18 protein-coding genes are annotated in these 20,131 nt (G+C 69.1%); 14 read left to right on the forward strand and 4 right to left on the reverse strand.

The features are described 5' to 3' along the window. Positions 1-50: 50 nt before the first annotated feature. The 6 genes from IT40_RS03165 to IT40_RS03190 are packed head-to-tail and all read left to right on the forward strand — an operon-like array spanning position 51 to position 8,588. Positions 51-2,192, forward strand: coding sequence for a TonB-dependent receptor (locus tag IT40_RS03165; RefSeq protein ID WP_036750507.1), 2,142 nt, complete (start codon positions 51-53; stop codon positions 2,190-2,192). Continuing rightward, positions 2,186-3,070 carry an ABC transporter substrate-binding protein gene (locus IT40_RS03170; RefSeq protein ID WP_036750510.1) on the forward strand — a complete coding sequence of 295 codons (885 nt, stop codon included), beginning with the start codon at positions 2,186-2,188 and terminating at the stop codon, positions 3,068-3,070. The genes IT40_RS03165 and IT40_RS03170 overlap by 7 nt, the downstream gene beginning before the upstream one ends. After that, the gene (gene fhuB / locus IT40_RS03175) at positions 3,067-5,037 is read left to right on the forward strand and encodes a Fe(3+)-hydroxamate ABC transporter permease FhuB (protein WP_036750512.1); all 1,971 of its coding nucleotides are present in this window, start codon (positions 3,067-3,069) and stop codon (positions 5,035-5,037) included. Before IT40_RS03170 ends, fhuB begins: the two co-directional genes overlap by 4 nt. Then, positions 5,034-5,801: an ABC transporter ATP-binding protein gene (locus IT40_RS03180; RefSeq protein WP_036750516.1), complete on the forward strand. Its 768-nt coding sequence runs from the start codon at positions 5,034-5,036 to the stop codon at positions 5,799-5,801. Before fhuB ends, IT40_RS03180 begins: the two co-directional genes overlap by 4 nt. A 20-nt stretch (positions 5,802-5,821) precedes the next feature. Then, positions 5,822-7,522 carry an ABC transporter ATP-binding protein gene (locus tag IT40_RS03185; protein ID WP_036750518.1) on the forward strand — a complete coding sequence of 567 codons (1,701 nt, stop codon included), beginning with the start codon at positions 5,822-5,824 and terminating at the stop codon, positions 7,520-7,522. A 19-nt stretch (positions 7,523-7,541) separates the two neighbouring features. Continuing rightward, positions 7,542-8,588, forward strand: a complete 1,047-nt coding sequence (locus IT40_RS03190) for a siderophore-interacting protein (RefSeq protein WP_036750521.1) — start codon at positions 7,542-7,544, stop codon at positions 8,586-8,588. A gap of 40 nt (positions 8,589-8,628) precedes the next feature. Here the strand turns inward: IT40_RS03190 and IT40_RS03195 are convergent, their stop codons facing one another. Then, complete coding sequence (locus IT40_RS03195; protein WP_036750525.1) at positions 8,629-9,525, reverse strand: LysR family transcriptional regulator; 897 nt, start codon at positions 9,523-9,525, stop codon at positions 8,629-8,631. Positions 9,526-9,714: 189 nt separating this feature from the next. Between IT40_RS03195 and IT40_RS03200 the strand changes: the two genes are divergently transcribed. The 7 genes from IT40_RS03200 to IT40_RS28280 all read left to right on the forward strand — a co-directional run bounded on the left by IT40_RS03200 (position 9,715) and on the right by IT40_RS28280 (position 15,591). Continuing rightward, positions 9,715-10,437 (forward strand): isochorismatase family protein, encoded by a 723-nt coding sequence (locus tag IT40_RS03200; RefSeq protein WP_036750528.1) that lies wholly within the window; start codon positions 9,715-9,717, stop codon positions 10,435-10,437. An 81-nt stretch (positions 10,438-10,518) separates the two neighbouring features. Next, complete coding sequence (locus IT40_RS03205; RefSeq protein ID WP_084196805.1) at positions 10,519-11,865, forward strand: MFS transporter; 1,347 nt, start codon at positions 10,519-10,521, stop codon at positions 11,863-11,865. A 644-nt stretch (positions 11,866-12,509) separates the two neighbouring features. After that, complete coding sequence (locus IT40_RS03210) at positions 12,510-13,109, forward strand: RBBP9/YdeN family alpha/beta hydrolase (RefSeq protein WP_036750531.1); 600 nt, start codon at positions 12,510-12,512, stop codon at positions 13,107-13,109. Positions 13,110-13,149: 40 nt separating this feature from the next. Next, positions 13,150-13,293 carry a hypothetical protein gene (locus IT40_RS28275; protein WP_157034049.1) on the forward strand — a complete coding sequence of 48 codons (144 nt, stop codon included), beginning with the start codon at positions 13,150-13,152 and terminating at the stop codon, positions 13,291-13,293. Next, the gene (locus IT40_RS03215) at positions 13,293-14,630 is read left to right on the forward strand and encodes an FAD/NAD(P)-binding protein (RefSeq protein ID WP_036750533.1); all 1,338 of its coding nucleotides are present in this window, start codon (positions 13,293-13,295) and stop codon (positions 14,628-14,630) included. The genes IT40_RS28275 and IT40_RS03215 overlap by 1 nt, the downstream gene beginning before the upstream one ends. Before the next feature lie 157 nt (positions 14,631-14,787). Continuing rightward, positions 14,788-15,261: an Lrp/AsnC family transcriptional regulator gene (locus IT40_RS03220; RefSeq protein ID WP_036750536.1), complete on the forward strand. Its 474-nt coding sequence runs from the start codon at positions 14,788-14,790 to the stop codon at positions 15,259-15,261. Between the two features lie 156 nt (positions 15,262-15,417). Beyond that, positions 15,418-15,591: a hypothetical protein gene (locus IT40_RS28280; RefSeq protein ID WP_157034050.1), complete on the forward strand. Its 174-nt coding sequence runs from the start codon at positions 15,418-15,420 to the stop codon at positions 15,589-15,591. Between the two features lie 105 nt (positions 15,592-15,696). Here the strand turns inward: IT40_RS28280 and IT40_RS03225 are convergent, their stop codons facing one another. From IT40_RS03225 to IT40_RS03235, 3 genes are read right to left on the reverse strand one after another with little or no spacing between them, the layout of a single operon-like run. Next, positions 15,697-17,835 (reverse strand): peptidase domain-containing ABC transporter, encoded by a 2,139-nt coding sequence (locus IT40_RS03225; protein ID WP_052095699.1) that lies wholly within the window; start codon positions 17,833-17,835, stop codon positions 15,697-15,699. Next, positions 17,832-19,097: an HlyD family secretion protein gene (locus IT40_RS03230; protein WP_036750539.1), complete on the reverse strand. Its 1,266-nt coding sequence runs from the start codon at positions 19,095-19,097 to the stop codon at positions 17,832-17,834. Before IT40_RS03230 ends, IT40_RS03225 begins: the two co-directional genes overlap by 4 nt. A 53-nt stretch (positions 19,098-19,150) precedes the next feature. Beyond that, positions 19,151-19,345, reverse strand: coding sequence for a hypothetical protein (locus IT40_RS03235; RefSeq protein ID WP_036750542.1), 195 nt, complete (start codon positions 19,343-19,345; stop codon positions 19,151-19,153). Between the two features lie 135 nt (positions 19,346-19,480). Between IT40_RS03235 and IT40_RS03240 the strand changes: the two genes are divergently transcribed. Continuing rightward, entirely contained in the window at positions 19,481-20,128 is a 648-nt protein-coding gene (locus IT40_RS03240; RefSeq protein WP_036750544.1) for a response regulator, read from the forward strand. Positions 20,129-20,131 lie beyond the last annotated feature (3 nt).

The following is a 20,131-nucleotide window of genomic DNA, read 5'->3' on the forward strand; positions in this document are numbered from 1 at the left end:
AAATACCCGAGTTAATAGCTCGGAAACTTTCGCGGACAGAACAGGTCAAGATGAACAAAGCCCAACCGCTCCTTCTCGGCGTCAGCGTCCTTGCCGTCGCGGCGACCAGCGCCTTTGCCCAGGACCAGCAGGATCCCCGCCAGACCTTCATGGGGGCGATCGTGCTGGATACCGTCACGATCGAGGGGTTCGAAAACCCCAGCGCGCCCCTGGAGGGCACGGTCGCGCATTCATCGGCCACGACCAAGACCGGCCGGCCGATCCTCGAGACGCAATCCTCGGTCTCGGTCGTGCCCCGCGCCCAGATCGAAGAGCAGGGTGCGACGAACCTGGCCGAGGCGCTGAGCTATTCCGCCGGCGTCGTGACCGAGAACTACGGCGGCGATCCGCGTTTCGACAGCCTGTTCCTGCGCGGCTTCAACCTGGAGAACGACAAGTTCCTGGACGGGTTGCGGCTGATGCGCTCGACCCAGTTCCCGACCAGCGCCCCGGCGTTCGAGCTTTACGGGCTGGAGCGGGTCGAGGTGCTGCGCGGCCCGGCTTCGGTGCTGTATGGGGCCGGCACGCCGGCGGGCCTGGTCAACATGGTGCAAAAGCGCGCCCAGGCCGATGGCGATTTCACCGAGCTGGGGTTCAGCCTGGACAGCAAGGGCTCGGCCTCGGCTTTCGGCGATGCGAACCGGGTGGTCGACGACCGCTTCGCCTATCGCATCACCGCCAAGGGCGGCAATGACAAGACCGATGTCGAGGAAATCGACAACAAGCGCGCCTATCTGGGCCTGTCGGCCAGCTTTGCGCTGAGCGAGGCGACCGAGCTGGAACTGATGGCCAGCTATCACGACGACGCGCCGATCTCGCCCACGGGCGTGCCGAACGAACTGGTCGGCCTGGTCGATGCCAAGGATCTGCGCGAGTTCTATTTCGGCGACGATTCGGTCAATTTCAGCGACCGCAAGATGGCCACGCTCGGCTTTGGCCTGACGCATGATTTCGGCAATGGCTGGCGGCTGAACAACACCTTCCGCTATACCGATTTCGACTGGGATTACGACGGCATCTACCTGAACCCGCTGGTCGGCGGCACCCTGGTCGGCCGCGGCGTCATCAACCAGCGGGAAAGCTTCCGCACCATCGCCACCGACCTGCGGCTGGCGGGCCGCGTCACCTCGGGCGCGATGACGCATGACCTGACCTTCGGCGTCGATGCGCAGAAGCTGAAGGAGCGCGCCTATACCGGCTTTTCCACCGTTTCCCCCATCGACTATGCCGCGCCGTCCTATGGCAGCGTCACCGTGGAGGCGCCCTGGTATACGGCGAACAAATCCGTCGATGCGCGGCAGATCGGCATCTATGCGCTGGACGAGATCGAATATGGCAACTGGCGCGCGACCGCCGGGCTGCGCCATGAATGGACCCGGCAAAGCGGCCAGAGCGCGACGAATTACGGCACCACCGACTATGCCCGCGACGACCAGCAGCTGACCGGCCATCTGGGACTGGGCTATCTTTGGGACAACGGCGTTTCGGTCTATGCCGCCTATTCGACCTCGTATCTGCCGCAGCCCGGCTTCGACATCGACAACAACCCGCTGAAGCCGACCCATGGCAAGCAGTTCGAACTTGGCGCCAAATACGAACCCACCGCCTTCGACGGGCTGTTCACCGCGGCGCTTTACGATCTGCGCGAGACCGACCGCAACACCACCGTCACCGAGGAGATCGGCGGGGGGCCGATCACCGGCACCCGCCAGATCGGCGAGGCGCGCATCCGCGGGCTGGAACTGGAGGGCGTGGCCGAACTGGCCGAGGGCTGGTCGCTGAAGGGCGCCTATACCTATGCCTCGACCGAGATTTCGGGCGACAACGACGGCAACGAGCTGGCGAACACCCCGCGCCACGCCGCCAGCCTGTGGCTGTCGCACGAATTCCAGTCCGGCGCGATGCAGGGGTTGCAACTGGGCGGCGGTATCCGCCATATCGGCTCTCGCTGGTCCTCGGACGCGAATACGCTGCGGCTCGAGGCGGTGACGCTGGTGGACTTGGGCGCAAGCTACGAATGGGAAAACGGCATCGTCGGCCGGCTGAACATCAACAACGTGACGGACGAGACCTATATTTCGGCCGTCGGGCTGAACTCCAGCTATTATGGCGACGGACGAACCGTGCAGGCAAGCTTGACGCGTAAATGGTGACACTGTCCGGCAAGGGATTGACGCGACGCGCCCTTCTGGCTGCCGCCTGTGCGGCGGCCGGCGGGGCGCTGCCGGCTTTCGCGGCGCAGGGGATGCGGCTGGCGGCGGTGGACTGGGCCATGGCCGAGACGGCGATGGCGCTGGGCCATGCGCCCGTCGCCCTGGCGGAGCTGATCGCCTTTCGCGACGCCGCGGTGGCGCAGCCGCCGCGCGCGACCGTGGACCTGGGCCTGCGCGGGGCGCCCAATCTCGAGGCGCTGAGCCTTGTCGCGCCCGACCTGATCCTGTCCTCGAGCTATTACAGCGCCATCGAGCCGCGGCTGGCGCGCATCGCGCCGGTCTTTACCCGCGCGCTCTACGTCCCCGGCGAGCCGGCCTTTCCCAAGGTGATGGCGCTGCTGGGGGACCTGGCCGGGCGGCTGGGCGACGCCGCTGCCGGGACGCGGGTCCAGGCTGCCGCCGCGGCCGAATTCGCCATGCTGGCCGGCCGCGCGACGCCCCATGCCGGGCGCGCCTGCCTGCTGTTCGAGCTGGGCGATTCCCGCCATATCCGCATCTTCGGCACCGACAGCCTGTTCGGCGGCGCGCTGGAGGCGATGGGGATGCGCAATGCCTGGGCCGGGGGCACCCGCTTTGCCTTTGCCGCGCCCATCCCGCTGGAGCGGCTGGCCGAATATCCCGAGGCCCGGCTGGTGGTGGCCGGTGCGATACCGGTCCAGGTCGAACGCGCGCTGCGCTCGGCGGCGCTGTGGAACAGCCTGCCGCCGGTCAGGGCGGGGCGGGTGCATCGCCTGCCGGAACTGCGGCCCTTTGCCGGCATCCCCTCGGCCCTGCGCTTCGGCCACGAGCTTGTCGCCGCGCTGGAGGGCCGGGGATGAATCGCATGATCCTTGTCGGGGGCGCGGTGGCGGCGCTGGCGCTTTGGACGATTGCCGCGCTGTCGGCCCTGCCGCTGGCCGAATGGCCGGCCTTGCCCTGGCGGATCGACGGGATGTCGGTCGGGCAGATCCTGCTGGCCTATGGGCTGATGCCGCGCGGGGTGCTGGCGCTGCTGGCCGGCGCGGCGCTGGGGCTGGCGGGGGCGCTGATGCAGGCGGTGCTGCGCAACCCGCTGGCCGATCCGACGACGCTGGGCACCGCCTCGGGCGCGCAGCTGGCCATCGTCGCGGCCACGATCCATGCGCCCGGCTGGCTGGCCGGGGGCAACCTGCCGGTGGCGCTGGCGGGGGCGGGGGCCGCGACCTTCCTGGTCATGGCGCTGGGCGCGCGGCGGGGGTTCGCCCCGGTGACGGTGACGATCGCGGGGATGCTGGTGGGGCTGATGGCCTCGGCCCTGGCGACGGCGATGACGCTGGCGCAGGGGCATTACCTGCTGTCGCTGGTGATGTGGAACGGCGGGGCGCTGGCGCAGGTGGACTGGTCGGGCAGCCGGAACATGGCGCTGGCGCTGGTGCCGGCGCTGGTCGCCGCCGCGGCGCTGGCCCGGCCGCTGATGGTGATGTCGCTGGGCCCCGAGGGCGCGCATGGGCTGGGCCTGCGGCTGGCGCCGCTGCGCTTTGCCACCCTGCTGCTGGCGGTCGCGCTGTCGGCCATGGTCTCGGCCCAGGTCGGGCTGGTGGGCTTCGTCGGCCTGGCCGCCCCCGCCATCGTGCGCAGCCTGGGCGCGCGGACGCTGCTGCAGCGGCTGATGCTGGCGCCGCTGGCGGGGGCGCTGGTGCTGTCGCTGGCCGACGGGCTGCTGCTGGCGCTGGCGGCGGCGGGCGGCCCCAGCCTGCCCACCGGGGCGCTGACCGGGCTGATCGGCGGGCCGCTGCTGATCTGGCTGCTGCCGCGGATGAAGGCGCAGGTGCCCCAGCAGACCGAGGCGGGCGACCGCCGCGGCCACCGCGCCCCGCGGCCCGCACGGCTGCTGGCGGGGCTGGCCGCGGCCTGCCTGGCGCTGGGCCTGCTGACCCTGTTCGGCGGGCGCGGGCCGGGGGGCTGGGGCTTCATCGCCCCCGAACTGCGCGAGACCTTCCTGCCGCTGCGCGCCACCGCGATCCTTGCCGCGGCCTCGGCCGGGGCGCTGCTGGCCGGTGCGGGGGCGATCCTGCAGCGGCTGACCGCGAACCCGATGGCCGCGCCCGAGGTGCTGGGCGTGACCGGCGGCGCCTCGCTGGGCTATGCGGTCACGGTCATGGCCGTGGACGGCGCGGGGCCGCTGATGCTGGCGCTGGGAACCTCGGCCGGGGGCGCGCTGGCGCTGGCCGGGCTGGCGGGATTCGCCATGCGCGCCGACCTGGCGCCGGCGCGGCTGCTGCTGGCGGGGCTGGCCATCGGGGCGCTGGCCTCGGCCGTGCTGGGGGCGATCATGGCCTCGGACGACCGGCGGGCCTGGGTGATCCTGGGCTGGCTGGCGGGCAGCGCCTCGCAGGTCTCGGCCCTGGGCGCCGCCGCGCTGGCCGGGCTGGCGCTGGCGTTGCTGGCCGTGCTGGCGGCCTCGGCCCGCGTGCTGGAAATCCTGCCGCTGGGCACCGAGGTCGGCCGCGCGCTGGGCCTGCCGCTGGCGCGGGTGCGGCTGGGGCTGATCCTGCTGGCGGGGCTGGCCACCGGGGCGGCGACCATGCTGGTCGGCCCGGTCAGCTTCGTCGGGCTGATGGCGCCGCACCTGGCCCGCGCCATGGGCCTGGCCCGCGCCGTGCCCTTCTGCACCGGCAGCTGGCTTTTGGGCGCGGTGCTGATGCTGCTGGCGGCCTTCGGCGCGCGCACGGCAAGCTATCCCTACGACCTGCCGCTGGGCCTGTTCGCCACGCTGATCGGCACGCCCTGGCTGTTCATCCTGCTGGTGAAAAGGACATCCGCATGACGCTGTTCACCCTGTCGGGCGTCACCTATGACGTGCCGGGCCGCCGGCTGATCGAAAGGCTGGACCTGACGATCCGTCCCGGCATGGTCACGGCGCTGATCGGGCGCAACGGCTCGGGCAAGTCGACGCTGCTGAAGCTGATCTCGGGGCAGAACCGGCCCTCGGCCGGGCGCATCGCCTATGCCGGGCGCGACCTGGCGGATTGGGCGCCGCGCGAGCTGGCCCGCGACCTGGCCTATCTGCCGCAGGTCACGCCCCCGGCCGAGGGGATGCTGGTCGAGGAGCTGGTGGCGCTTGGCCGCTTTCCCTGGCGCGGCGCGCTGGGCCGCTTTCGCGCCGAGGACCACGCCGCCGTCGATGCCGCGATCCGGCGCTGCAGCGTCGGCCACCTGCGCCACCGCCTGGTCGATACCCTGTCGGGGGGCGAGCGCCAGCGCAGCTGGATCGCGATGATGCTGGCGCAGGGCGCGCGCACCTTGCTGCTGGACGAGCCGATCTCGGCCCTGGACGTGGCCCACCAGGTCGAGGTGCTGGACCTGGTCCATGGCATGTGCCGCGACGAGGGGTTTTCGGCCATCGTCGTGCTGCACGACCTGAACATGGCCGCGCGCTATTGCGACCATGTGGTCGCGCTGGGGGCGGGCCGGCTGCTGCTGGACGGTCCCATCGGCGCCCTGATGACACCCGAGGCGCTGCTGAGTATCTATGGCCTGCCGATGCATGTCGCCGCGCATGAAGGCCATGCCTTTGCGCTGCCGCGCTGAGACCCGGAAAGGAAGACGGAATGCTGCGCAAGTTTCTGGCCTATTACAAACCGCACCGCCGGCTGTTCTGGCTGGATTTCGGCTCGGCCGTGGTCTCGGGGCTTCTGGAGCTGTCCTTCCCGCTGGCGATCACGCTGTTCATCGACCACCTGCTGCCGATGGGCGACTGGTCGCTGACCATCGCCGCCGCCATCGGCCTGCTGGCCGTCTATGCCTTCAACACCATGCTGATGGGCATCGTGATCTATTGGGGCCACATGCTGGGGATCGAGATCGAGACCGAGATGCGCGCCCGCGCATTCAGCCACCTGACGCGCCTGTCCTGGCGCTGGTACGATCGCGCCCGCACCGGCAAGCTGGTCGCCCGCGTCACCCGCGACCTGGAAGAGATCGGCGAGGTCGCCCATCACGGCCCCGAAGACCTGTTCATCGCGGTGATGACCTTTGTCGGCGCCCTGGTGCTGATGGTCATGCTGCATCCCACGCTGGCGCTGGTGACGGCGGGGATCGTGCCGCTGACCGTCTGGCTGGTCGTGGTCTATGGCACGCGGATGACCAACACCTGGCGCCAGATCTATGCCCGCGTCGGCAATTTCAACGTCCGGCTGGAAGAGGCGATCGGCGGCATCCGCGTCGTGCAGGCCTTTGCCAACGAGGCGCATGAGGAGCGGCTGTTCGAAAAGGACAACCGCGCCTATCGCGCGACCAAGCTGGACGCCTATCGGATCATGGCGCTGTCCAGCGCCATCCACTACATGGGCCTGCGCTTCGTGCAGGTGGTGGTCATGGTCGCGGGCGCGGGCTTCGTGCTGCAGGGCAGCCTGACGACCGGCGGTTTCGTGGGCTTCCTGCTGCTGGTCGGCGTCTTCTTCCGCCCGCTGGAAAAGATCGCCGCGGTGATCGAGACCTATCCGCGCGGCATCGCCGGCTTTCGCCGCTACCTGGAGCTGCTGGAGACCGAGGCCGAGATCGCCGACGCGCCGGATGCGATCCCCGCGCCCGTGCTGAAGGGGAACGTCGTGTTCGAAGACGTCTCCTTTGGCTATGACAGCACCCGCCCGGTGCTGCGCGGCATCTCGCTGGAGGTGAAGGCGGGCGAGACGGTGGCCTTCGTCGGCCCCTCGGGCGCGGGCAAGACGACGCTGCTGGCGCTGGTGCCGCGTTTCTACGAACCCGACGGGGGGCGGATCAGCATCGACGGGCTGCCCCTGGACGCGATGACGCTGGACAGCCTGCGCGGCCAGATCGGCATCGTCAGCCAGGACGTGTTCCTGTTCGGCACCACCCTGCGCGAGAACATCGCCTATGGCCGGCTGGGCGCCAGCGACGACGAGATCATGGCCGCCGCCGCCAAGGCCCAGCTGGGCCCGCTGATCGCCGGCCTGCCCGAGGGGCTGGACACGCTGGTCGGCGAGCGCGGCGTCATGCTGTCGGGCGGGCAGAAGCAGCGCGTCGCCATCGCCCGCGCCTTCCTGAAGAACCCGCCGATCCTGATCCTGGACGAGGCGACCTCGGCCCTGGACCGCGAGACCGAGCGCGAGATCCAGGCGGCGCTGGAGGCGCTGTCGGCCGGGCGCACCACGCTGGTCATCGCGCATCGGCTGGGCACCATCCGCAACGCCGACCGCATCGTGGTGATGGAGGACGGCCAGCTGCGCGAGGCAGGCGACCACCACGGGCTGATCTCGCAGGGCGGGCTTTACGCCCGGCTGGCCAGCTGAGAAGAAGAAGGAGGAGGCCATGACCCGCAATGTCGTCGCCCTGGGTCGCCTGTCTTGCGTCCGTTGGGACGCGATCGAGGATTTCACCCGCACCCTGTCCGAGTTCTGCAAGGTCCATGTCACCCCCGACCATGTGCTGACGGCAGACCTGGGGGCCGGCGGGATCGAGCTTCGCTGGGCCGGCAACGAGGCCGCGGTCCGGCTGGAGGCGGCGCTGGAACCCGGCCTGCAGAACCTGCGCGACACGCTGGCGCATATGCTGGACACGGTGCGCGAGGGCCTGTCGGCGAACCTGCGCTGGGAGGCGGGGGGCGACCTGGCGGGCCGCCTGCCGCCGAATTTCCGCCTGGGGCGCGTGCGCAGCGCCCGGCGGATCGCGCCGCGCTTCATCCGCCTGCGCATCGAGGCCGAGGATCTGGCCTATCTCAACCAGACCGGGCTGCATCTGCGGCTGTTGCAGCCCAGGGATCCCGAGAACCCGGTCTGGCCCCGCCTGCTGGCGAACGGGCGCACCGGCTGGCCCGGCGGCGCGCATCTGCACATGCCGGTCTATACCATCCGCGCCATCGACCCCGGCGCCGGCTGGCTGGACGTCGACGTCTTCCTGCACGGCAACGGCCCGACCTGCGCCTGGGCGCAGGAGGTCCGGCCCGGCGCGCCGGTGGGGCTGACCGGACCGGGCGGCGGCTGGCTGCCGCAGGGCCGGCATCTTTGCCTGGGCGGCGACGAGACCGCCCTGCCGGTCATCGCCCGCATCCTGGAACAGGCGGCGCCCGACAGCCGCGGGCTTGCCCTGATCGAGATCGAGGACGCGCAGGACATCCAGCCCATCGCCGCGCCCGCGGGGGTGGAGCTGGTCTGGCTGGTCCGCAACCGCCGCGATCCCGGCCTGCGCGACACGCTGACCCGCTCGGCCGCGCGGGCCTATGCCGCCGACCCGCAAGCCGAGATCCTGTTCGGCGGCGAAAAGGCCGATGCGCTGGCCATCCGGGCGGTGCTGCGCGAGGCCTTCGGCCGCCTGCCCGCCACCGTCTCGACCAGCGCCTATTGGTCGCGCACCGCCTGACCGGCGCGGCGAAGGGCCCCGCGGGGCGGGCCGGCGCGGCCTATCGCGCGGCGGCGGCCTGCGCCACCTCGACGAAGTCCCGCACCTGCCTGGAGCGGTTCGAGCGTTTCCAGGCAAGCACGGTGCGGTTGCGGAAAAGCGGGTGCATGATCTGCCGCACCTCGACGTTGGAGCCCAGAAAGCCGATCAGGCTTTCGGGATAGATCGTCACGCCCAGCCCGGCCGCGACCAGGCCGATCAGGGCCAATGTGTTGGACGCCTCCAGCGTCACGTTCAGCGAGATGCCCTCGGCGCTGAACAGGTTGTTCAGCCGCCAGCGATATTCGTCCCATTCATGCGTGTCGCCCAGGATCATCTCTTGCCCGGCCAGGTCGGCCGGGGTGACGGCCGGCAGCCGCAGCAGCGCATGGCCGCGGGGCGTCACCACATAAAGCGGGTCCAGGGAAAGCTGGACCGTCTGGTAGTCGGAATGATCGAAGGGCCCGATCATGTAGCCCAGGTCGATCTCGTCATTGGCCAGGGCGATCTTTTGCCCCTGGGTCCGGATATAGCGGATCCTCAGGTCGATATGGGGATGGCGGCGCTGGAACCCGGCGACGGCCAGGGGCATCAGTTCGGTCGCAGCAAAGGCCATGTAGCCGACGGTCAGCGCGCCCAGCTTGCCCGCGGCGATGCGCCGGGCCAGCTGGACCGAGGATTCGTAGCGCTGCAGAAGATGGGCGTTGTCTTCATAGAAGCTGCGGCCGGCCTGGGTCAGCCTGACCTCTCGGGTGGTGCGCTCCAGCAGGCGGAAGCCCAGCACCGATTCAAGCTTCTGGATCCGGCGGCTCAGCGCGGACTGGTCCAGGTTCAGCCGCTCGGCCGTGCGGCGGAAGTTCAGTTCCTCGGCCAGGGTGATGAAGGAATGGACACTCTCGATGCCCTGGAGATCGTGCAAGCGGCCACCTTCCAAGATTGATGCAAACGGCGCATGAATAAATGCTGACACGCCATTTCCCTTGCGTCAAGCATGGCCGGATTATGGCCATCAGAGCGACGGATCACCAGTCCTGCGGGGGCTGGGGCGGCTCGTAAACCAGGGCCCGCGAAGGCGGCCTTGCATCAATGGCACAAGGAAAGACCGATCATGAGCGAAGTCGACACCAAGGAACTGGACCGTCTGCTGCAAGAGGCGTTCGACACGGCCACGAAACTGTATCAGGAGCGCGGCTTCCAGCGCCGCGTGGGCTTTGGCAAGCGGCCGGCGCTGGTCAGCGTCGATCTGGCGAATGCCTGGACCCGTCCGGGCAACCCCTTCACCTGCGACCAGGAGAAGATGGACGGCGAGATCATCCCCGGCATGCAGAAGCTGCTGAAGGCCTTCCGCGCCGCCGGCCTGCCCGTGGTCCATGTCACCACCGCCTATGAGATCACCGACCGCAATGCCGATTTCACCGACATGGGGCTGTGGCACAACAAGATCCCGGTCGATGTCGTCGACCTGGCCAAGCCGGAGCTTTGGGCCATCGACAGCCGCATCGCCCCGGTCGAGGGCGAATACACGCTGCTGAAAAAGCGCGCCTCGTCCTTCCACGGCACGGAACTGGCGGGCATCCTGCGGGCCAACAACGTGGACACGATCCTTGTCACCGGCGTAACCGCCTGCGCCTGCGTGCGCCAGACCATCTGCGACGGCATCGCCGACGGCTTCCGCACCATCGCGGTCAAGGAATGCATCGGCGACCGCGTGCCGGGCGCCGTGGCCTGGAACCTGTTCGACATCGACGCGAAGTTCGGCGACGTCCACACGGTGGACGAATGCGTGGCCTATATCGACGGGCTTGCGGCGCAAAAGATCGCCGCCGAATAGTCCCCACGCGGCGCCCGGAAACGGGCGCCGTTTTCATTCCGGTCGCCAAGAACCACACATGAATTCCAAAGGGAGCTTCGCATGACACAAACTGCCGAATCCGATCCCGCCACCCTGAGAAAGGTGACGACCGCCGCGGTCGCGGGCACGGTGATCGAATGGTTTGACTTCGCCATCTACGGCTTCATGGCCCCGATCCTGGCCGTGACCTTCTTTCCCGAAGGCGACGACCTGGTCGGGCTGTTGCAGACCTTCGCCATCTTCGCGATTTCCTTTGCGCTTCGCCCCATCGGCGGGGCCTATTTCGGCATGATGGGCGATCGGGTCGGCCGCAAGCGCGTCCTGGCCCTGACGGTGCTGCTGATGTCGATCGCGACCGTGGCCATCGGCCTGCTGCCCAGCTATCAGGCGATCGGCATCTGGGCGCCGATCCTGCTGACGGTGGCCCGCTGCGTGCAGGGGTTTTCCGCCGGCGGCGAATATGCCGGGGCCGTCACCTATGTCATCGAACATGCGCCGGCGCATCAGCGGTCGCGCTATTCCAGCTACATGCCCGCCTCGACCTTCGCCTCGTTCGCGCTGGCGGCGATGTGTTCCTATCTGCTGACGGCAAGCCTGACGACCGAGCAGATGCACAGCTGGGGCTGGCGCGTGCCGTTCCTGATCGCGGCGCCCCTGGGGCTGGTCGCCCTTTATATCCGGCATCGGCTGGACGAGAGCCCGCTGTTCCAGAAGATCATGGATGCGCCCGCGCCCGAACATGCCCCGCTGCGCCAGACCCTGCGCGAGCAATGGCTGCCCATGCTGCGGCTTGGCTGCTACATCAGCCTGACGGCGCTGTCCTTCTACATCTTCTCGACCTATATGACGAGCTTCCTGCGCACGGTCGTCGGAATGCCCGCAGACAAGGTGCTGCTGAGCAATGTCATCGCGCTGAGCGCCGCGGCCCTGGCCGCCCCCCTGATCGGCAAGGTCTGCGACCGGGTCGGACGGCGCCCGACCATGGCGGTTTCGGCGCTGCTTCTGGGTTGCCTTGCCATCCCGGCCTATCAGGTGGCATCCGACGGGACCATCGGCTCGGCCGTATCCGCGCAGCTGATGCTGGCGCTTGGCGCGGTGACGGCGAATGTGGTGACGGCCGTGCTGCTGTGCGAGGTCTTCCCGACCCGCGTGCGCTATACCGCCTCGGCCGTCACCTACAACGTGGCCTATGCCGTCTTCGGAGGCACCGCGCCCTTCGTCGCCACCTGGCTGATCGCATCGACCGGAGACCGCCTGGCCCCGGCGATCTACATCACCGTGATCGCGGTCATCGCCTTCATCGTGACGCTGATTTCGCCCGAAACGGCGGGGCGTCCGTTCCGGGGGATCAACCGCTCGGCCGAGGACGCCACGATCGAGCATGGCCGCGCGAAATCCCCGGCCTGAGAGCCTTGCGGCGGTGCCGATGGTGCCGCCGCATCATTTTACCGGAAGCGAGCGGAAGTGTGCTTTCCGCTCGCGACCGTTTCCGGGGGCGCGCTTCGCGATCCCCAAGGTGCGGCATCCCGGCGGCCCGGAGATGAGCGCGAGATGCATGCCGAGGCTCTCGGGCCTGGCCGTCGGGGCAAGGACGCCCTGAGCTATTGCGGCCCGAACGGCGGCGGCTACGGCGATCCGCTGGACCGGCCGCCGCGCAAGGTGCTGGAGGACGTGCTGGGCGGCTATTGCTCGGCGGACATGCTCGGACGGTCTATGGCGTCGCAATCGGCCTCGACGCCGAGACGGGCGATCCTGCCGCGACGGAAAAGCTGCGCGGCGATGCGCAAGCCGAACAGGGGCCGCGCAAAGCGGCCCCTTGCGCATCGAAAGCCCGGTGCGGCTGGCCTGCGCAATGGTCCCCACTCACTCGGCCAACCTGATCCCGGCGGCCCTGGCCCTCGTCACCCTGACGCCCAGGCCCTTCATCGGACGCAGCGGCGTGGCTCAAGGCGCCGCCTTTCCGCGGCCTGGAATTTTCTTCTCAAAAGAGGGTAGATTTTGGAATGTAAAACCCGACAAAGATGATAGATATTTAAGGGAAGGAGAAAGCCATGATTCGCACGTTACTTCTTCCCGGCCTTGACGGTTCGCCCGCACCGCATTGGCAGCATTGGTGGGCGCAAACCGATCCGCATGCGGTGATCGTCGAGCAGGGCTCGTGGTCGCGGCCCTGCCCGGACCAATGGCTGACCGAGATCGCCGGCGCCCTGCTGCGCCATCCCGGCGCGGTCCTGGTCGGACATTCGCTGGGCGCCATCGCGGCGGTCAAGCTCTTGCTGCAATGGCCGCAGCTTCAGGCAGGCGGGGCACTGCTGGTCGCGCCGGCGGAACCCGGCCGCGATCCGCGCACCGCGATCTTCGGCAAGATACCCGAAGGCCCGCTGCCGGTTCCGGCGATCGTGGTAGCCAGCCGGAACGACCCCTGGATGGAGCACGAGCGGGCAAGCACCCTTGCCCGTGCCTGGCGCGCAGCCTTCGTCGACCTGGGGGATGCCGGACATGTCAACGTGGCGGCGGGCTATGGTCCCTGGCCCCAGGGCCGCCAGCTGCGCGCGCTGCTGCCCCGGACCGAAACCCGGCCGGCGGGGTTGCGCCTGCCGCCCCGGCCGGCGCCGGGACGACGCGCCTTGCCGGAACGGCCGGCGCTATGACCCGGCAAGGATCGCAATCCAGAAGCGAAAGGACGAACCGATGTATGGCTTTGCCTATGATCCGGGCTTCATCGCCTTTCTGCCGCAAGACGGCGAAGCCCTGCCCGAGCAGCAGGAAAGCCGGCTGGGACGGGCGCTGGCCGTGTTCTGGTCGCTGGCCTTCCTTTGCCTGATGGTGCTGTGATGGACGGCCAGTTTCCGCAGGACGGCAGCCGCCACGTCATCATCGTCGGCGGCGGGGCCAGCGGCGTGCTGGCGGCCGCGCATCTGCTGCGTGCCAATCCCCTGCTGCGCATCAGCATGATCGAGAAGGCGCAGACCCTGGGATGCGGCATCGCCTATGCAACCGAGAACCCGGACCACCTGCTGAACACCCGCGTCCACAACATGAGCGCATTTCCCGACGATCCGGGGCATTTCCTGCGCTGGCTGCACGATTCGGCCGAGGCGCCGGCCGCCACGCCCGATTGCTTTGCCAGCCGGGCGGCCTATGGCCGATACCTGGAGGGCCTGCTTGCGGCCTGGGGCCGGGATCGCCTGACCTGCCACCGCCGGGAATGCCTGCGGGTCGAGGAAAGCCGCGGCTGCGTGCGCGCGCATCTGGACGACGGCAGCGCGATCACCGGGCATCTGGCGATCCTCGCCACCGGCCATGCGGTTCCGCAGCACCCGCCGCAGGGCATGCGCGGGGCCTGGGACTTCGGCCCTCCGGCCGATCTTGGGGCGGAGGTGGCGATCATCGGCACCGGCCTGTCGATGGTGGACCATGTCGTCTCGCTGCTGGGGCGCGGGCATCGCGGGCGCATCACCTGCCTGTCGCGGCGCGGGCTCCTGCCGCGCGCCCATGCCGCCGGCCATGCCCTTGCCATTGCGCGCGACGAGATCCCGCTGGGTGCGCCGGTCGGCCGCCTGCTGGCCTGGCTGCGCGCGCGCATCCGCGAGGCCGAGGCCGGGGGGCTGGACTGGCGCGATGTCATCGACGGCTTGCGCCCGCATGTCAGCGCCATCTGGCAGGGCTGGGACGAAGACAGCCGGCGCCGCTTCCTGCGCCACGGCGCCGCGTGGTGGGAGGTGCATCGCCACCGCATGCCGCCGCAATCCGCCGCGATGATCGCCGAGGCCGAGGCGCGGGGCCAGCTGCACGTGCTGAAGGCCCGGTTCGAGCGCCTGGCCGGCGACGGCGTGCATGTGCTGACGCCGCAAGGTCCGCTGCGGCTGCCGGCCGATCATGTCATCGACTGCCGCGGCATCCGGCGCGATCCCGAAACCGACAGCGCGCCGGTGGTGCTGGACCTGCTGGCGACCGGGCAGGGGCGGCTGGACCGCCTGCGGCTGGGGCTGGACACCACCGCCGAGGCGCAGCTGATCGCCCGCGACGGCCGCGTCTCGCGGCGGCTGTTCGCCATCGGCCCCTGCGCCCGCGGCGCGCTGTGGGAGATCACGGCGATCCCGGACATCCGGCTGCAATGCGCCCGCCTGGCCGGGTTGCTGGACCGGCTGCCCCAAGAAGCCCTGGGTTGAGCCCCGTGCCCCGCTGGCCGACGGTCGCCACCCGCCGGCGAACGGACAAGCGGCTGATTTTCCGTGGCCTTCTTTATCGGCAAGAATACTCGATTGATCACATAGACAATATCGTTATTCTTTCCGTCGAATCCCTGGACGCGAAGAAGGCGAAGCCATGCAGGATCTGGACCTGATCGACCGCAAGATCGTGGCGGAACTGATGCGGGATGCAACCTTGCCGATCGCGCAGATCGCCGAAAAGGTAGGTCTGTCGCAAACCCCCTGCTGGAAGCGGATACAGAAGCTCGAGGCGCAGGGCGTGCTGACCGGGCGGGTGGCGCTGGCCGATCCCGTCAAGCTGGGCTTCGGCATCCTGGTCTTTGTCGAGATCGAGGCGCCGGTCCATTCGCCGGAATGGCGCGACGCGTTCACCCGCGCCGTCGCCGGCCTGCCCGAGATCATGGAGGTCTATCGCATGGCCGGGCGCATGGATTACCTGCTGCGCGTGGCGGTGCCGGACATGACCGCCTTCGACCTGTTCTACAAGCGGCTGACGGATGCCGTGCCGATCAAGAACGTCACCTCGCATTTTTCGATGGAGCGCATCCGGTTCAGCACCGCCTATCCGGTGGACACCCGCAACCGCTGAACCGCGGAAAAGGGGGAATCGGGGTGCGCATCCCATTCGCCTCGAGTGTGGATAATTCACTATAAAAGCGATAAAGTTTATCGTGTAAAATGGGGCCGGATGTGCTATGCTGACGGGGCAGCGCAATCCCTGTGCAGCCCGTTTGGAGGACGTGAAATGACCCGCAAACCGAGCAATCGCGACGTGAAACTGGCCATTTTCAAGGAACGTCAGACGCTGAAGGCGGCGGCGGATGTTCTGGACAACCGCGACGCGGTTGAAGCGAAGCAGCTTGAGATCGTTCCCCAACCCCGGACCTGGGAACAGCATTACGACGCTCTTGGCAGATAATTCGGCCATGGGACGGCGGGTCGCCCCGCCGTCCCCCTGCGAACCGGCGGCCGGGGTCCGGCAAGGACATGGACCCCGGCCGTTGCCGTTTTCGGGGGCGGCGGGTCACTCGGCCGCCAGGGGGCGTTCGGGATCGTCCGCCGCGATCCCACCGTCGATGCGGATGATCCGGTCGGTCATGGCCAGCGTCGTCTCGCGATGGGCGATGACGATGCGCGTCATGCCCAGCCGGCGGATGGCGAGGTTGATGATTTCCTCGTTGGTGCTGTCGAGGTGGCTGGTCGCCTCGTCCATGAGCAGGACCGAGGGCCGGCGATAGAGCGCGCGGGCCAGCACGATGCGCTGCTTCTGCCCGCCCGAAAGCGTGCTGCCCATGTCGCCGACCAGCGTCTCGTATCCCATCGGCATGGCGCGGATCTCGTCATGGATGGCGGCCATGCGCGCGGCGCGCTCCAGATCCTCGGCCGAGACCTGGGACGCGAAGCCGGTGATATTGTCGATGATCGAGCCGGCGAACAGCCGATCCTCCTGCAACACGCAGCCGACGCGGCTGCGATAGGCCGCAAGCCCGATGGCGTCCAGCGGAACGCCGTCGATCAATACCTGACCCGAGCCGGGCCGGGCCAGCCCGGCCAGCACCTTCAGCAGCGTGGTCTTGCCCGCGCCCGAGGGCCCGGCGACGCCGACGCATTCGCCCGCCTCGATGCGCAGGCCGATGCCCTTCAGCACCTCGGGGTCGTTGTCGGCATAGCGAAAGCGCACCTCGCGCATCTCGAGCCGGGCGGGCTTTGCCGATGGGGGCGGGGCGGCAAGGGGGCGGCGCGCTTCTTCCTCGGGCTCGGCCATGGCGATGTCGGCGATGCGTTCGCCGTGCAGCGCCAGCATGCGGAATTGCAGCACGGTGTCGATGAAGCTGTTGATGCGGTCGGCGAATTGGTCCTTGTAGGCCAGGAAGGCCACGAACATGCCGACCGTCATGGCCGAGTCGATGATCGCCATCACCCCGAAATAGATGATCAGCAGCCGGTCGATGCCAAAGATCGAGGCCGCGCCCGACCGGAAATAGACGTCGAATTTCTGGACCCGCAGCTCGGCGTTCAGGCGCTCGACCAGGTGGTTGATCCAGGTGCCCTGGCGGCGCGATTCCAGGTTCAGCACCTTCACGCTGCCGATCCCGCGCACCGATTCCATGAAATGCGTGTTTTCCTGCGCGGCATGGACGATGGCCTCTTCGGACATGCGGCGATAGATGCCCCAGGTCGAAAGGCGCAGGACCGCGTAAAGCCCCACCCCCAGCAGCGCCAGCCACAAGAGCCAGCCGCCATAGAGCCACATCATCGCGATCAGCGCCAGCGACATCACCCCGTCCAGCAGCGCCGTCACCGCCGATGCGGTCACGGTGCGCTGGATCGAATCCAGCGACCCGAAGCGCGAGACGATGTCGCCGACATGGCGCTTTTCGTAATAGGCCAGGGGCAGGCGCATCAGGTGGTCGAACAGCCCCACCTTCCATTGCAGGGCCAGGCCCGAGCCCGTCAGCAGGGTGATCCAGCTGCGCGCGAAGCTTGCCGCGACCTGCAATATCAGCAGGAAGGCCAGCGCGATGACCAGGATGGTCAGCAGGTCGCGGTCGGCCGCCACCACCACCTCGTCCAGGATCAGCTGGAAGCCGATGGGCATGGCGATCACGGTGATCTCCAGCAGCAGCGAAACCGCCAGCACCTGCGCCACCGCGGCGCCGATGCCGCGCGTGCGCCGGATCATGTCCAGGATGCTGATCCGCACCGTCTCGTCGCGCCGGGCGAAGCCGTCGGTCGGCCATGTCTCCAGCGCGATGCCGGTGAATTTCCGCGACACCTCGGCCATCGGCACCTTGCGCCGGCCGATGGCGGGATCGTGGATGGTGATGGCGCGCGCGCCGACGCGGGTCAGCACCACGAAATGGTTGTGGTCCCAATGCAGCACGCAGGGCAGGCGCAGCCGGGACAGATCCTCCAGGTCCAGCCGCAGGGCGCGGGTCGCCAGGTGCAGCGCCTCGCCGATGCCGGCCAGATCCTTCAGCGTCGTGCCCTTCATCGAGGCCGAGAAGCGCCGCCGGATCGCGGGCAGGTCCATCCGGTGGCCGTGATGGCCGGCGACCATGGCCAGGCAGGCCAGGCCGCATTCGGCCGCCTCGCTTTGCAGGATGACCGGCGTGGCCCCGAAAAGGCGCGCGTTCAGCCGCTGGGGCAGGGCCTGCGTCATCCCGCACCGCCGGAAACGGCGCCCCGCAAGCCGTAGAGCGGTTCGAGGATCCATTGATACAGCGGCCGGGTCTCGACCAGCAGATGCGCCTCGACCTCCATGCCGGCCTGCAAGGGCTGCGCCTGGCCATAGGCGTTCACATGCGGCAGCCTGGGCTGGACGGTGACGCGGTAAAGCACCGGCGCGTCCTGGTTGTCGCGGCGCAGCTCTCCCAGCCCCTCGGGGCCCAGGCTGGCGCGCGAGATCACCGTGACCTCGCCCGGATATTGCCCGAATTTCTGATAGGGGAAGGCCCGATAGCGCAGCAGGACCGGCATGCCTTCGCGCACGAAGCCGATGGCCGATCCCGGCGCCAGCAGCTGCGCGACCAGCGGGCGGTTCTGCGGCACGATGGTCAGAAGCGGCGCCCCGGCCGTCACCGTCTGCCCGGCCAGCGTGATGATCCCGGTCACGGTGCCGTCGCGCGGGGCGGTGACGGCGACCTCGCGCCTCGCCTCGCTTTCCGAGATCTGCTGGTCGATGTCGAGGATCTGGCGCCGGATCTCGGCCGCCTGCGCCTGGGATTGCAGGTCGAAGGCGGCGATCTGGGCCTGCAGGTCGTTCACCCGGCTTTCCGCCTGCACCCTTTCACGCCGCAAGGCGGGCAGCTGCGCGCGCTCGGCATAGAACACGCGCAGGCGCTGTTCGTATTCGGCCGAGACGGCGACCCCGCGCGCGAGCAGGTCTTTCTGCCGCTCGGCGAAGCCGGAAAACTCGCGCACCGTCGCCTCGAGCAGCTGCAATTGCTCGTCGATCTGCGGGATTTCGCGCTGAAGGTCGGCCAGCCGGGCCTGGATCGCCCGCTTCTCCAGCGCCCGCATCCGCCTGTCCCGTTCCAGCGTCCGGGTCAGTTCGACCCGCTTTCCGGCCAGGATCTCGGACACCGCGTCCTGGGTGGGGCCAAGCGCGGTGGTGACGTCGATGCTGAGCGTGTAGAGCACGTCGCCGCGCCGCACCTGCTGGCCCTCGCAGACGCGAAGCTCGGTGACCCAGCCCGATTGCGGGGCGGTGACGCGGGTCAGCCCGTCCTGCGGCAGGATCATCCCGCCGACCCGGACGCGGCGGGTGTAATCGGCAAAGGTGACGAACAGCACCATCGCAACCACGAAGGCAATCGAGAACAGGGCAAAGGCGACGATCGGGATGCGAGAGATCACCACCGGGCGCCCCAGCCACGCCTGGGCGCGCGCATGCAGCGATTCCGGCCGGAACAAGGGTGCCATTCGTCAGTTCACCGCTGGTTGATGCCGCCGCGCCTTGGGGCGGGCGGCACCTGTCATGCCGGAACCGGCAGCGGGCCCGGAATCGGCCCCGGTCCAGGATCGGGGGCCGGCATGGTGGGAAAGCGTGGCCAAGGCCGCTGCGGCGGCACGATCGGCCGGCGCGGGCGCTGTTCGGGCGGCGGAACCCCGTCGAGGCCGCCGCCGGCGATCCGCCCCAGCATGTCGTCGGGGATGAGGGTCAGGGTCATGTCGGGTCTCTCCCATATCGGCCGCGTTGCGTTCCCAAGGGTCGCAGCGCAAGGCGCCGGAGTCATTAGTGCGGATGTGCTATGTCGGCGCCCGCCCGATGCGCTAGACTGGGGATGAAGGGGGGGAGGCCGAGCATGCCGGACAGCGCGCGGGACCGCATCGTTCTGGCGGACGACCATCCGGTCTTTCGCGACGGGCTGCGTCGGATCATCCTGGGCATCGACCCGACCGTCGCCATCGCCGAGGCCGCCAGTTTCGAGCAGGTGCTGCAACGCGCGCGCGACGGCGCGGCGCCCGACGCCTTCATCCTGGACCTGGTCTTTCCGGGTTTCGAGCCGTGCCAGTCGCTTTCCCTGCTGCGGCGGGAGTTTCCGGCAAGCTCGATCATCATGGTCTCGATGATGGACGACGGCGCCACCATCCAGCGGCTGATGCAGGCCGGGGCGGACGGGTTCGTCGGCAAGTCGCTGCCGGCCGAGGCGATGGCGCAGGCGATCCAGGCCATCCGCGCGGGCGAGCCGGTGATCGCCACCGCCGCCGCCGGCGGCGGGCCCGAGGTCGGGCCGGACGAGCCGTCGATCCTGGACCGGCTGACGCCGCGGCAGGTCGAGGTTCTTCGCCATCTCTCGGCCGGCTGCTCGAACAAGGAAATCGCCCGCAACCTGGGAATTTCGCCCTTTACCGTGCGCATCCACGTCTCGGGCGTGCTGCGCGCGCTGGGCGTGCAGACGCGGGCGGCGGCGGCGGCCAGGGCCGCGGCGGCGGGCCTGCCCGGCAGCTGAGGG

This window comes from Paracoccus versutus (genome assembly GCF_000763885.1).
GTDB classification, from domain to species: Bacteria; Pseudomonadota; Alphaproteobacteria; order Rhodobacterales; family Rhodobacteraceae; genus Paracoccus; species Paracoccus versutus.

What these genes read in the sequence shown, in the direction of transcription:
- IT40_RS03210 (WP_036750531.1), top strand. Translation starts at nt 12,510, where the DNA reads ATGATTCGCACGTTACTTCTTCCCGGCCTTGACGGTTCGCCCGCACCG.
- IT40_RS03240 (WP_036750544.1), top strand. Translation starts at nt 19,481, where the DNA reads ATGCCGGACAGCGCGCGGGACCGCATCGTTCTGGCGGACGACCATCCG.
- fhuB (WP_036750512.1), top strand. Translation starts at nt 3,067, where the DNA reads ATGAATCGCATGATCCTTGTCGGGGGCGCGGTGGCGGCGCTGGCGCTT.
- IT40_RS03225 (WP_052095699.1), bottom strand. Translation starts at nt 17,835, where the DNA reads ATGACGCAGGCCCTGCCCCAGCGGCTGAACGCGCGCCTTTTCGGGGCC.
- IT40_RS03205 (WP_084196805.1), top strand. Translation starts at nt 10,519, where the DNA reads ATGACACAAACTGCCGAATCCGATCCCGCCACCCTGAGAAAGGTGACG.
- IT40_RS03190 (WP_036750521.1), top strand. Translation starts at nt 7,542, where the DNA reads ATGACCCGCAATGTCGTCGCCCTGGGTCGCCTGTCTTGCGTCCGTTGG.
- IT40_RS03215 (WP_036750533.1), top strand. Translation starts at nt 13,293, where the DNA reads ATGGACGGCCAGTTTCCGCAGGACGGCAGCCGCCACGTCATCATCGTC.
- IT40_RS03235 (WP_036750542.1), bottom strand. Translation starts at nt 19,345, where the DNA reads ATGACCCTGACCCTCATCCCCGACGACATGCTGGGGCGGATCGCCGGC.
- IT40_RS03170 (WP_036750510.1), top strand. Translation starts at nt 2,186, where the DNA reads ATGGTGACACTGTCCGGCAAGGGATTGACGCGACGCGCCCTTCTGGCT.
- IT40_RS03230 (WP_036750539.1), bottom strand. Translation starts at nt 19,097, where the DNA reads ATGGCACCCTTGTTCCGGCCGGAATCGCTGCATGCGCGCGCCCAGGCG.
- IT40_RS03180 (WP_036750516.1), top strand. Translation starts at nt 5,034, where the DNA reads ATGACGCTGTTCACCCTGTCGGGCGTCACCTATGACGTGCCGGGCCGC.
- IT40_RS28280 (WP_157034050.1), top strand. Translation starts at nt 15,418, where the DNA reads ATGACCCGCAAACCGAGCAATCGCGACGTGAAACTGGCCATTTTCAAG.
- IT40_RS03185 (WP_036750518.1), top strand. Translation starts at nt 5,822, where the DNA reads ATGCTGCGCAAGTTTCTGGCCTATTACAAACCGCACCGCCGGCTGTTC.
- IT40_RS03200 (WP_036750528.1), top strand. Translation starts at nt 9,715, where the DNA reads ATGAGCGAAGTCGACACCAAGGAACTGGACCGTCTGCTGCAAGAGGCG.
- IT40_RS03165 (WP_036750507.1), top strand. Translation starts at nt 51, where the DNA reads ATGAACAAAGCCCAACCGCTCCTTCTCGGCGTCAGCGTCCTTGCCGTC.
- IT40_RS03220 (WP_036750536.1), top strand. Translation starts at nt 14,788, where the DNA reads ATGCAGGATCTGGACCTGATCGACCGCAAGATCGTGGCGGAACTGATG.
- IT40_RS28275 (WP_157034049.1), top strand. Translation starts at nt 13,150, where the DNA reads ATGTATGGCTTTGCCTATGATCCGGGCTTCATCGCCTTTCTGCCGCAA.